This window comes from Cedecea sp. (assembly GCF_036500665.1).
Classification (GTDB): domain Bacteria; phylum Pseudomonadota; class Gammaproteobacteria; order Enterobacterales; family Enterobacteriaceae; genus Cedecea.
The window spans coordinates 1-11,211 of record NZ_DASYBS010000174.1; the positions used below are offsets into that span (position 1 = coordinate 1).

Sequence of the window (11,211 nt, forward strand, 5' to 3'; positions counted from 1 at the left end):
CCGCAACAGCAGCCATCGCCAGGCTATGTTCCGCAACATGGCAGGTTCACTGGTTCGTCATGAGATCATCAAGACGACCCTGCCTAAAGCGAAAGAGCTGCGTCGCGTAGTTGAGCCGCTGATTACTCTTGCCAAGACTGACAGCGTTGCTAATCGTCGTCTGGCATTCGCCCGCACTCGTGATAACGAGATCGTGGCAAAACTGTTTAATGAACTGGGTCCGCGTTTTGCGAGCCGTGCAGGTGGTTACACTCGTATTCTGAAGTGTGGCTTCCGTGCTGGTGACAATGCTCCGATGGCTTACATCGAGCTGGTTGATCGCGCCGAGTCTCAAACAGAAGCTGCTGCAGAGTAATCTGTAGTAACGTAGAAAAACCGGGCTTGCCCGGTTTTTTTATATCCAGAATATCTCCTTCCCGATACTTTCCTCGTATTCTTGTCATACTCCTTATAGAACTGAGGTCGCTATGTGGTTGCTCGATCAGTGGGCAGAACGGCATATCGTTGATGCCCAGCGTAACGGTGATTTTGATAGTCTGCCTGGCAGCGGTGAACCTATATTGCTCGACGATGATAGTCATGTTCCTCCTGAACTTCGTGCCGGATATCGCCTGCTAAAAAATGCGGGTTGCTTACCGCTGAAGATGCAGCAACGTAAAGATGCGCTTGCTCTGGTTGATCTGCTCAAAACCGTGCATGCTCAGAGTGGGGATTATCAGGTAATCAGCAAAAAGCTTGCCCTTCTTGAGCTTAAGCTTCGACAAGCGGGCGTGAACACGGATTTCTTGCGTGGCGAGTATGCAGAAAAACTGATGCAACAAATTGATGAGGAGAAGTGATGTTTCGCATAGGTGAATTGGCTAAGCTTGCGGATGTGACACCAGATACTATCCGCTACTACGAAAAGCAAAATATGATGGAGCATGAAATTCGTACTGAAGGCGGTTTTCGGCTCTACAGCGACAGCGATTTGCAGCGCCTCAAATTTATTCGCTATGCCAAGCAGCTGGGCTTCACGCTGGAGGCAATCCGGGAGCTGCTTTCGATCCGTATCGATCCTGAGCATCATACCTGTCAGGAATCAAAGGGTATTGTAGAGAGCAGGTTGAGTGAGGTTGAGTCCAAGATTAAAGAGCTGCAGAATATGCGTCGTTCCCTGCAGCGTTTGAATGATGCTTGCTGCGGTAGCGCACACAGTAGCGTTTATTGTTCTATTCTTGAAGCGCTGGAGCAGGGAGCCAGCAGTAAGAAATAGCTGCTTGATCTTTTATTTAACGAGGAATAGACTCGCGGCGCTAATTTAACCCATCTGGAGCTACTATGAGCACAAAATATCGCCACCAAAAAGGGCAAATTAAAGATAATGCCATTGAGGCACTGCTACATGACCCGCTGTTCAGTCAAAGAATTGAGAAGAATAAGAAGGGGAAAGGCAGTTATCAACGTAATGAGAAGCACGGTAAGCGGGGTAACTGGGAGGCCAGTGGCAAACAAGCAATCAGCTTTTTTACCACTGGCCTTCTGTTTTTCGCTGCCTGGATTAATTACGCTGATTCTGTTCTTTCAGCAGATCGCGAATTTCACTTAGCAAAACTTCTTCCTTAGAAGGTGCTGGAGGTGCCGCCGGCTCTTCCGCTTTCTTGCGATTCAGTTTATTGATCACTTTGATGGCCATGAAGATAGCAAAAGCGACAATCAGGAAGTCAAAAATATTCTGAATAAATACGCCGTAGTGCATGATTACCGCTGGCACATCGCCCTGTGCATCACGCAATGTTAAAGCAAACTGCTTAAAATCAACGCCACCAATCAGCAGACCCAGTGGCGGCATAATAATATCCGCAACCAGTGAGGAAACAATTTTCCCGAATGCTGCACCAATAATCACACCCACTGCCAAATCAACAACGTTTCCGCGCATCGCGAATTCGCGAAACTCTTTTAAAATACTCATTTATTTCTCCTTGTGCCGGCTGACAGTAATAATTCTAACAAAGGATGTCTTAATTTCCATTGCTGTAGAAAATAAGAATTTTGTTAATTCCATAATAATAAAGTGGTTTTATTGGATTCAAACAGGGCAAAAAGAGTTCTGCCCTGTTTAGTTTAGAGGAAGAAGGGACTTGGCTGGAACAACCGTTCTACATCGCTGACAAATTTCTTATCCGTTAAGAACATAATGACATGATCGCCCTGTTCGATGCGCAGATTGTCGTTTGCAATCATGACATCATTTCCACGAACGACAGCGCCAATGATCGTACCCGGTGGTAGTTTTATCTCGTCGATCACTCTCCCTACAACGCGCGAGGTACTTTCATCCCCGTGGGCAACGGCCTCTATGGCTTCAGCAACGCCGCGGCGAAGTGATGAGACACCCACTATATCGGCTTTACGAACATGCCCAAGTAGAGCCGAAATGGTTGCCTGCTGGGGAGAGATTGCAATATCAATTACGCTACCCTGGACTAAATCGACGTAGGCATTACGCTGAATGAGCACCATGACTTTTTTGGCTCCCATCCGTTTGGCCAACATTGCCGACATGATGTTAGCTTCATCGTCATTGGTTACCGCAATAAAGAGATCGACCTGATCAATATGTTCTTCTGCCAATAATTCCTGATCGGAAGCATCACCATAAAATACGATGGTATTTTGTAGCATTTCAGCAAGTTCAGAAGCCCGCTGCTGGTCCCGTTCAATCAGTTTTACGCTGTAATCTTTCTCCAGGCGGTGTGCCAGACCAGCCCCAATATTACCGCCGCCAACCAGCATGATACGCTTATAAGGTTTTTCGAGACGCTGAAGTTCACTCATTACCGCGCGAATATTTTGTGACGCAGCAATAAAGAAAACTTCATCACCGGCTTCCACGATAGTTGAGCCCTGAGGACGAATAGGACGGTCGTGACGGAAGATAGCGGCTACGCGAGTATCAATATGGGGCATATGCTCTCGCATTGTAGAGAGAGCGTTACCCACAAGCGGGCCGCCGTAGTATGCTTTCACTACGGCCAGGCTGACCTTACCTTCTGCAAAATTCACAACCTGAAGCGCGCCAGGGTATTCAATCAGGCGATAAATATTGTCGATGACCAGCTGCTCTGGAGCAATCAGGTGATCGATGGGCACCGCTTCCGCATTGAACAGTTTCTCCGCATCGCGAACATAGTCAGGTGCGCGAATGCGGGCAATCCTGTTCGGCGTATTAAACAGCGAATAGGCGACCTGGCAGGCTATCATGTTCGTTTCGTCAGAACTGGTTACCGCAACCAGCATATCGGCATCATCCGCCCCAGCTTCGCGAAGTACCCGGGGATGAGACCCATGGCCCTGAACTACGCGTAAGTCGAACTTATCCTGCAAAATGCGCAGGCGAGCTTGGTTGGTGTCGACGACGGTGATATCGTTGTTTTCACCGACCAGGTTTTCCGCCAGAGTACCGCCAACCTGGCCAGCACCCAGAATGATTATTTTCATCGTTTATCGCTTCACGAGTGATGAAACTTACGACTCGCCCTTGGGAGAGTCAGTTCTTAATTAGCTTAGCGTAGTAGAAGCCGTCACCGTCATCTGCTGCGGGCAGATTTTGAATGCCAGGTGTCTTGGCATCACCGGTTTCAACCAGTTTTGCATCGGCATGGCGTGCCAGAAACGCGCTGACCTGTTCTTTGTTTTCGTCCGGTAGAACAGAGCAGGTAGCATAAACCAGCGTACCGCCGGATTTGAGATGGGGCCAGATAGCGTCCAGAATCTCTTTTTGTAGAGCAACCAGCTCTGGGATATCCCTGTCACGGCGTAGCCATTTGATGTCCGGATGGCGGCGAATCACACCGGTTGCCGAACACGGCGCATCGAGCAAAATGCGATCAAACTTAGCATCACCGCACCACTGTGCCGGGAAACGACCGTCCCCCTGTTTCACTTCTGCCTTCATACCTAACCGATCGAGGTTTTCATGCACGTGTTTCAGGCGCTGCGCATCAACGTCGACGGCCATGACTTTTGCATCCGGTGCAGCTTCCAGAATATGTGTTGTCTTGCCGCCAGGGGCTGCACAAAGATCCAGTATGGTATCGCCGTTTTGCGGATCTAAAAGATCGACGCTTCCCTGCGCAGAAGCATCCTGAACCGTGACCCAACCTTGTTCAAATCCAGGTAAAGCCTGAACGGGGGCGGGGGCATCAAGACGTACCGCGTCACTGTATTTGGGATGTGCGTGGCCTTCTAGACCAGCCTCAGCCAGCAATGCCATCCATGCTTCGCGTGTATGATGCTGACGGTTTACACGTAGCCACATTGGGGGACGTTGATTGTTCGCATCGACAGTACTTTGCCAGGTGTCGGGGTAAGCTTTCTTCAGGCGTTGCAGGAGCCAGGTTGGATGCAGAAAACGGCTTTCATGCTTAGCAGCCTCAGCCATCAGGCTTTCCTGCTGGCGCTGGAACTGCCGCAGTACGCCGTTGATTAAGCCCTTAAATGCCTGACGTTTGATGGCGATGGCACCCTCAACGGTTTCGGCAAGTGCGGCATGCGCAGGAATACGGGTATACAGAATCTGGTAGAAGCCGACCATAATTAAGTAATGGATCGTACGCTGTTTGCCGGTCATCGGGCGCGACATGAGTTTGCCAACTAGCCACTCCAGCTGCGGCAGAGTACGCAAAACGCCAAAGCACAGCTCCTGCAGCAGCGCTCTGTCTTTATCAGAGACTTTCTGCTGTACCGCAGGCAGTACATTACTTAATGATTGTCCCTGTTCGACAACCTGTTCAATTGTTTGGGCAGCCAGGCTGCGAAGATTTAGTGTTTTTTTCATTACCGTGCTCTGGTTTTTCCAGCGCTATAAACAAAAATGCCCAGGTTACCCTGGGCGTATAAGTACAGCTTGATCAGGCGAGGACCGTTCCGGGTTCGAACCATTCACGGCGCGAATTAAGGAGATCCTGTGCTTTCATGGCTTTTTTGCCGGCTGGCTGCAGCTCTTCAAGATTCAGAATGCCGTCAGCGGTCGCTACCTGGATGCCCTGTTTACTGGTGGCAACAATGGTGCCGGGCGCAGAGTTTGCCTGTATGTTGATGACTGAAGCTCGCCAGACTTTCAGCGGCTGCCCGTCAATCTCCAGCCAGCTCATTGGCCACGGGTTAAAGGCGCGAATGCAGCGTTCCAATTGAGCGGCGGAAAGATTCCAGTTAACACGGGCTTCTTCCTTGCTGAGTTTTTCAGCATAGGTGACCAACGCTTCGTCCTGTACTTCTGGCTTTGCTGTTCCGGCGGCTAACTGCTGAAGTGTGTCCAACAGGCCCTTCGGGCCTAGCCCGGCGAGTTTATCGTACAAGATGCCGCTGGTGTCTTCCGCTTCAATAGGGCAGGACAGCTTATAGAGCATATTGCCGGTATCGAGGCCAATGTCCATTTGCATGATAGTGACGCCAGTTTCTGCATCCCCAGCCCATAAGGAACGCTGAATTGGCGCCGCGCCGCGCCAGCGAGGCAGCAGCGAACCATGTACGTTTACGCAACCCAGGCGAGGCATATCGAGCACAGCCTGAGGGAGGATCAGGCCGTAAGCGACCACAACCATCACATCGGCATTGAGATCGGCAACAAGCTGCTGATTTTCCGCCTTACGAAGCGTAGCGGGTTGAAAGACCGGAATGCCTTTATCTTCAGCCAGCACTTTTACCGGGCCTGGCATAAGTTTTTTACCACGGCCTGCAGGGCGGTCTGGTTGAGTAAAGACGCCGACAACCTGGTGCTGAGAAGACAACAGCGCGTCAAGATGACGCGCTGCAAAATCGGGGGTTCCGGCGAAAATAATACGCAGAGAATCTGACACGTTGCTTGTTGTCCTTAAGCTTTCGCTTTCAAACGGTCGAGTTTTTCAACTTTCTGACGAATACGTTGCTGTTTCAGCGGCGACAGATAATCGATAAACAGTTTACCGACCAGGTGATCCATTTCGTGCTGGATACAAATAGCCAGCAGACCATCCGCTTCCAGTTCAAACGTTTTACCTTCACGGTCCAGCGCACGAATTTTCACTTTCTCCGCGCGTGGCACCAGCGCCCGCTGTTCCGGAATAGACAGACAGCCTTCTTCGATACCGGTCTCGCCGCTTTTTTCCAGCAGCTCTGGGTTAATCAGCACCAGCTGCTCGTCGCGGTTTTCAGAAACATCAATAACGATGATGCGCTGATGAATATCAACCTGCGTAGCGGCCAGGCCAATACCTTCTTCGTCATACATTGTTTCGAACATATCATCGACGATGCGCTGAATGTCCGCATTCACTTTTTCGACCGGTTTAGCGACTTTGCGAAGGCGCTCGTCGGGAATATGTAATACTTGCAAAACTGCCATAAATATCCAGAGCTGTGTTCAGTAGTAGAAAGGATTATTCCCTCTATTCTAGACATTTCCCCGGCTGATTGACAGCATCAGTGACCAATCGCAAGGATTGCTTTTATGGCCTGTGGCAGGAGGAAATGGTGCTGCGAAAGGAGATTTGGTTACGTCTTATGGCTGTTAAAGGACTAAGTGGTGATAAGTTCCTAAAAATAGCCCACTTCCTGCAACGCAGCCCTGCAATAGAGAGAGCAAGCTTGCCTGGCTCGGGATTAAGTGCCCGCGAATGTGCACTGTTTAATGCATTTGATGAGCGTCAGCTGGAAGCCAGTCTCAGATGGCTTGATAAACCAGGGCACTACTTGCTGACGGCGGAAGATGCTCATTATCCGGAACAGCTTCGCGCTATAAATGATTATCCTGCAGTCCTCTTTGTCGCCGGGGATCCCTCGCAACTTAGCCAGAACCAGCTTGCAGTTGTCGGCAGTCGTAATCTTTCCGATTACGGTGAACGCAATTGTCGGCAGTTCTGTGAGGAACTTGCTCAGGCAGGGCTGGTAATAACCAGTGGTCTGGCTCTGGGAATTGACGGTGTTGCTCATCGTGCTGCCCTGAGTGTTCAAGGTAAAACAATTGCCGTGCTGGGTAATGGTTTAGGCAGCGTTCATCCTAAACGCCATCTGATGCTGGCCAGGCAAATTATGGAACAGGGCGGGGCAGTAGTGTCTGAATTTCCCCTTTCCTGCACGCCGTGGCCATCGAACTTTCCGTGGCGCAATCGTGTCATCAGCGGATTAAGTCGGGCTGTCTTTGTGGTGGAAGCCGGGGAGCGAAGCGGATCTCTGGTTACCGCTCGTTATGCCGTTGAGCAGGGAAGAGAGGTGTTTGCCTTGCCAGGCACGGTTGGTAGCCCAGGCAGTGAAGGCCCACATTGGCTGATTCAGCAGGGGGCAAATCTGGCCCGAAGCCCGCAGGATATCCTCGATTATCTCTCCTCTGAACTCCATTGGCTTCCCGCTTCGCACAATGTGTCAATATATTCGCCAAATCAACAGGACGGCGCATTGCCATTTCCCCATCTGTTGGCTAACGTAGGAGATGAGGTTACACCTGTTGACGTCGTCGCTGAACGTGCCGGCCAACCTGTGCCAGAGACGGTAGCTCAGCTACTCGAACTGGAGTTAGCAGGATGGATCGCAGCTGTACCCGGCGGCTATGTCCGATTGAGGAGGGCATGCCATGTTCGACGTACTAATGTACTTATTTGAAACCTACATCCACAGCGAAGCAGAAATGCGCGTTGATCAGGATAAGCTGACGAGCGATCTCACCGACGCGGGTTTTGATCGTGAGGACATTTTTAACGCGTTAGTGTGGCTTGAAAAGCTGGCCGACTACCAGGATGGTTTGACCGAACCGATGCAGCTTGCTGCCGATCCTCTCTCCATGCGTATTTTCACCGCAGAAGAGAGCCAGCGGCTTGATGCAGACTGTCGGGGCTTTTTACTGTTCCTTGAACAGATTCAGGTGTTAAATCTCGAAACCCGCGAAATGGTGATTGAGCGCGTGCTGGCGCTGGACACAGCAGAATTCGAACTGGAAGATCTGAAGTGGGTTGTGCTGATGGTGTTGTTCAACATTCCGGGGTGTGAAAACGCCTACCAGCAAATGGAAGAATTACTCTTCGAGGCAAATGAAGGTATGCTGCACTAAATTGAGTTGCAGCATGAGATGTTATGGCCAAGTCAGCACTGTTTTCGGTGCCAAAAAATGAACCCTGCCCCCAATGCGGGGCAGAGTTAGCAATACGTTCCGGTAAACACGGCCCGTTTTTGGGCTGCTCCCATTACCCGGAATGCGATTATGTTCGCCCGCTAAAGAGCCAGGCTGATGGGCATATTGTTAAAGTGCTTGATGGCCAGCAGTGTCCGGTTTGTCAGTCAACGCTCGTGCTGCGTCAAGGGCGGTTTGGTATGTTTATCGGCTGCAGCAATTACCCTGAATGCGAACACACGGAAATCATTGATAAACCCGATGAGACGGCAATAGCGTGCCCCCAATGCCAAAAAGGGCAACTGGTTCAGCGTCGTTCTCGCTACGGGAAAACGTTCTGGTCCTGTAACAGCTACCCGGACTGTCAGTTTGTCATTAATTTTAAACCGGTAGCGGGCATCTGCTCTGACTGTCAGTACCCGCTGCTTATTGAAAAGAAAACGGCCCAGGGCGTGAAACGCTTCTGTGCCAATAAACAATGTGGAAAGCCGGTAACGGCGGAACAAGCCAGTGAATAATAACCTGCCTGAAGGCCAGCTCGCGCAGATTGTAGCGGCCCTGAAAGAACAACAAGTCATCGCCTACCCAACCGAAGCCGTGTTTGGCGTTGGTTGCGATCCCGACAGTGAACTCGCGGTTACTCGCCTGCTTGAGCTGAAACAGCGTCCGGTTGAGAAGGGACTTATCCTTATCGCCGCGAATTTTGAGCAGCTGAAACCTTATATAGATGCCGCTGCGCTTAATGAAGCACAGCTTTCTGTGGTGTTTGCAAACTGGCCTGGGCCAGTTACGTTTGTTTTCCCGGCCTTGCCTTCCACCCCAAAGTGGCTGACCGGGCGTTTTGATTCTCTGGCGGTGCGTGTAACCAATCATCCGCTAGTGAAAGAGTTATGTCTTGCCTACGGTAAACCTCTGGTGTCTACCAGTGCGAACCTTACGGGCTTGCCACCGTGCCGTACCTCGCAAGAAGTTCAGCAGCAGTTTGGCCAAAGTTTCCATGTACTGATAGGGGAGACCGGTGGGCGGCTTAATCCTTCAGAAATCCGTGATGCCTTAACCGGCGAACTCTTCCGTCAGGGGTAATTATGGAAACCTTCGCCGTCTTCGGGAACCCTATTCAACATAGCAAGTCTCCTCTTATTCACCGCCTTTTCGCCGAGCAAACAGGCATTGAGCATCCTTATGGACGCGTGCTTGCTCCGCTGGACGAGTTTGTTGAAACGCTGGATGCTTTCTTTAATGAAGGGGGCAGAGGCGCCAACGTCACGGTGCCTTTTAAAGAGCAGGCTTTTGCCCATGCGGACGAACTGACGGAGCGCGCGGCACTTGCGGGCGCGGTCAATACGCTCAAGCGCCTGGAAGATGGCCGTTTGCTTGGAGACAATACCGACGGCATAGGTTTGTTGAGCGATCTTGAACGTTTGAAACTGATCAAACCCGGCGATCGTATTCTGCTGGTGGGGGCTGGCGGTGCCGCACGTGGAGTATTGCTGCCACTGCTGTCGCTGGACTGCGCGGTAACGATAACCAACCGGACTTTTGCCAAAGCCGAAGCGTTAGCCACACTTTTTAGCCATACGGGCAGCGTTAGCGCTGTCGCACTGGAGCAGCTTGAAGGGCATGAGTTTGATCTTCTGATTAACGCAACGTCCAGCGGGATTGGCGGCGACATTCCCGCGTTGCCGGTTTCTCTCCTTTCGCACCGCGTAAGCTGTTATGACATGTTTTACCAGAAAGGACTGACGCCCTTCTTGAACTGGGCCGTCGGGCACGGCGTAGTCCACTATGCGGACGGTTTGGGCATGCTGGTGGGGCAGGCCGCACATGCCTTTATGCTTTGGCATAGCGTAATGCCGGACGTTGCACCGGTTATTGAGGCGTTGAAAAGAGAAATGACGGCGTGAACCAGGCCATTCAGTTTCCGGATCGTGAAGTCTGGGATGAAGAACGCCAGGCTGTTTGCTTTCCGGCGTTGGTTAATGGCTTTCAGGTGGGTTGCGCTATGACCTCAGAGGCAATTGCCGCTCGCTTTGGTGGCAATTGCGTAGAAGAGTGGCTCTCTTTATTCCGGGAGCATCGCTGGGATATTGAAGAAGAAGTCGAAAGCCTTATCGAGGATGAGCAGGAAGGCGATCAGGGATGGTACTGGCTGTCCTGAGCCAGATACTCATCTTTCCAGCGGACATAATTGTTAGCGGAGTAGATCAAGCCAGCCAGCTCCGCTTCAGTGAGACGGCGAATTTGTTTTACCGGACTGCCTAAATAGAGATAACCGCTCTCCAGGCATTTGTTTTGTGGCACCAGGCTACCGGCACCAATCATCACATCATCTTCTACTACTACACCATCCAGCAGAATCGATCCCATCCCTACCAATACACGGTTGCCAATCGTGCAGCCGTGCAGCATGACTTTATGTCCTACCGTTACATCTTCACCAACGATCAGCGGATTCCCTTCAGGCTTAAAGGAAGACTTATGGGTAACATGAAGAACGCTTCCATCCTGAATGTTGGTTCGTGCGCCAATCGTCACGGTGTTTACGTCGCCGCGAATGGCAACCAACGGCCAGATACTGACATCGTTTGCCAGTTTTACATCACCGATCGCCACGCTGGTGGGATCAACCATGACCCGTTCGCCAAGTTGGGGAAAAGTTTTTTGAAAAGCACGCAGTACCGCAGACATAAATACCTCAGGTAAATTCATTGCATGAATAGACTGTGGCCGCTTTCTTGAGCAATGGCAAGGGAGTAAAGGGCTGAAAAGAGGGCAGATCGAACAGGATCTCAGCGAAAAGTGTGAAATCTAAACACTCAGAAAAAAAGATCGAAAAAGTACTTGTGCTAAAAATCGGGATCCCTATAATGCGCCTCCATCGAGACGGAACAGTGAATGACTTCACAAATTAGCCGGTTCGATAAAGAGAAAAAATCCTGAAAATCGGGGTTGACTCTGAAAGAGGAAAGCGTAATATACGCCACCTCGAGTTAGCAAGCGAAAGCGCGCAACTCACTGCTCTTTAACAATTTATCAGACAATCTGTGTGGGCACTCGCAGGATTGATATCTCAGCATCTTCGGATG

The 11,211-nt window shown here is 50.8% G+C and carries 16 protein-coding genes; 10 read left to right on the top strand and 6 right to left on the bottom strand.

Annotated features, from left to right (window positions below):
- The 4 genes from rplQ to VGM55_RS26360 form a co-directional block, all read left to right on the top strand.
- On the top strand, positions 1 to 355 hold a 355-nt coding region (gene rplQ / locus VGM55_RS26345; RefSeq protein WP_331637215.1), incomplete at its 5' end, for a 50S ribosomal protein L17.
- Between the two features lie 112 nt (positions 356 to 467).
- Positions 468 to 839 (top strand): DUF1992 domain-containing protein, encoded by a 372-nt coding sequence (locus VGM55_RS26350; RefSeq protein ID WP_331637216.1) that lies wholly within the window; start codon positions 468 to 470, stop codon positions 837 to 839.
- Positions 839 to 1,255, top strand: coding sequence for a Zn(2+)-responsive transcriptional regulator (gene zntR / locus VGM55_RS26355; protein ID WP_154189527.1), 417 nt, complete (start codon positions 839 to 841; stop codon positions 1,253 to 1,255). The genes VGM55_RS26350 and zntR overlap by 1 nt, the downstream gene beginning before the upstream one ends.
- A 65-nt stretch (positions 1,256 to 1,320) precedes the next feature.
- Positions 1,321 to 1,605: an alternative ribosome-rescue factor A gene (locus VGM55_RS26360; protein ID WP_331637217.1), complete on the top strand. Its 285-nt coding sequence runs from the start codon at positions 1,321 to 1,323 to the stop codon at positions 1,603 to 1,605.
- On the opposite strand, the gene mscL is transcribed toward VGM55_RS26360, so the two are convergent.
- The 5 genes from mscL to def all read right to left on the bottom strand — a co-directional run bounded on the left by mscL (position 1,541) and on the right by def (position 6,367).
- Positions 1,541 to 1,954: a large-conductance mechanosensitive channel protein MscL gene (mscL, locus tag VGM55_RS26365; protein ID WP_154189529.1), complete on the bottom strand. Its 414-nt coding sequence runs from the start codon at positions 1,952 to 1,954 to the stop codon at positions 1,541 to 1,543. The two genes, VGM55_RS26360 and mscL, sit on opposite strands and share 65 nt — an antisense overlap.
- Before the next feature lie 152 nt (positions 1,955 to 2,106).
- Positions 2,107 to 3,483 carry a Trk system potassium transporter TrkA gene (gene trkA / locus VGM55_RS26370; protein ID WP_038478251.1) on the bottom strand — a complete coding sequence of 459 codons (1,377 nt, stop codon included), beginning with the start codon at positions 3,481 to 3,483 and terminating at the stop codon, positions 2,107 to 2,109.
- Positions 3,484 to 3,532: 49 nt separating this feature from the next.
- The gene (gene rsmB, locus VGM55_RS26375) at positions 3,533 to 4,822 is read right to left on the bottom strand and encodes a 16S rRNA (cytosine(967)-C(5))-methyltransferase RsmB (RefSeq protein ID WP_331637218.1); all 1,290 of its coding nucleotides are present in this window, start codon (positions 4,820 to 4,822) and stop codon (positions 3,533 to 3,535) included.
- A gap of 73 nt (positions 4,823 to 4,895) precedes the next feature.
- Positions 4,896 to 5,843 carry a methionyl-tRNA formyltransferase gene (gene fmt / locus VGM55_RS26380; RefSeq protein ID WP_331637219.1) on the bottom strand — a complete coding sequence of 316 codons (948 nt, stop codon included), beginning with the start codon at positions 5,841 to 5,843 and terminating at the stop codon, positions 4,896 to 4,898.
- A 14-nt stretch (positions 5,844 to 5,857) separates the two neighbouring features.
- A complete protein-coding gene (gene def / locus VGM55_RS26385) occupies positions 5,858 to 6,367 on the bottom strand; it encodes a peptide deformylase (RefSeq protein WP_038478260.1) in 510 nt (169 codons plus the stop codon).
- Positions 6,368 to 6,495: 128 nt separating this feature from the next.
- On the opposite strand from def, the gene dprA reads away from it, so the two are divergent.
- Genes dprA through VGM55_RS26415 form a run of 6 tightly spaced genes read left to right on the top strand, consistent with a single transcriptional unit; the run spans position 6,496 to position 10,283 of the window.
- Positions 6,496 to 7,620, top strand: coding sequence for a DNA-protecting protein DprA (dprA, locus tag VGM55_RS26390; protein ID WP_331637224.1), 1,125 nt, complete (start codon positions 6,496 to 6,498; stop codon positions 7,618 to 7,620).
- Positions 7,592 to 8,065 (top strand): DUF494 family protein Smg, encoded by a 474-nt coding sequence (gene smg, locus VGM55_RS26395; protein WP_008457217.1) that lies wholly within the window; start codon positions 7,592 to 7,594, stop codon positions 8,063 to 8,065. Before dprA ends, smg begins: the two co-directional genes overlap by 29 nt.
- Before the next feature lie 23 nt (positions 8,066 to 8,088).
- Positions 8,089 to 8,643 (top strand): DNA topoisomerase family protein, encoded by a 555-nt coding sequence (locus VGM55_RS26400; protein ID WP_154189531.1) that lies wholly within the window; start codon positions 8,089 to 8,091, stop codon positions 8,641 to 8,643.
- On the top strand, positions 8,636 to 9,208 hold the full coding sequence (gene tsaC, locus VGM55_RS26405; RefSeq protein WP_331637220.1) for an L-threonylcarbamoyladenylate synthase type 1 TsaC: 573 nt from the start codon (positions 8,636 to 8,638) through the stop codon (positions 9,206 to 9,208). The genes VGM55_RS26400 and tsaC overlap by 8 nt, the downstream gene beginning before the upstream one ends.
- Before the next feature lie 2 nt (positions 9,209 to 9,210).
- The gene (gene aroE, locus VGM55_RS26410; protein WP_331637221.1) at positions 9,211 to 10,029 is read left to right on the top strand and encodes a shikimate dehydrogenase; all 819 of its coding nucleotides are present in this window, start codon (positions 9,211 to 9,213) and stop codon (positions 10,027 to 10,029) included.
- Positions 10,026 to 10,283: a DUF1488 domain-containing protein gene (locus VGM55_RS26415; protein WP_331637222.1), complete on the top strand. Its 258-nt coding sequence runs from the start codon at positions 10,026 to 10,028 to the stop codon at positions 10,281 to 10,283. The genes aroE and VGM55_RS26415 overlap by 4 nt, the downstream gene beginning before the upstream one ends.
- Here the strand turns inward: VGM55_RS26415 and VGM55_RS26420 are convergent.
- A complete protein-coding gene (locus VGM55_RS26420; protein ID WP_331637223.1) occupies positions 10,259 to 10,813 on the bottom strand; it encodes a gamma carbonic anhydrase family protein in 555 nt (184 codons plus the stop codon). The genes VGM55_RS26415 and VGM55_RS26420 overlap by 25 nt on opposite strands.
- Positions 10,814 to 11,211 lie beyond the last annotated feature (398 nt).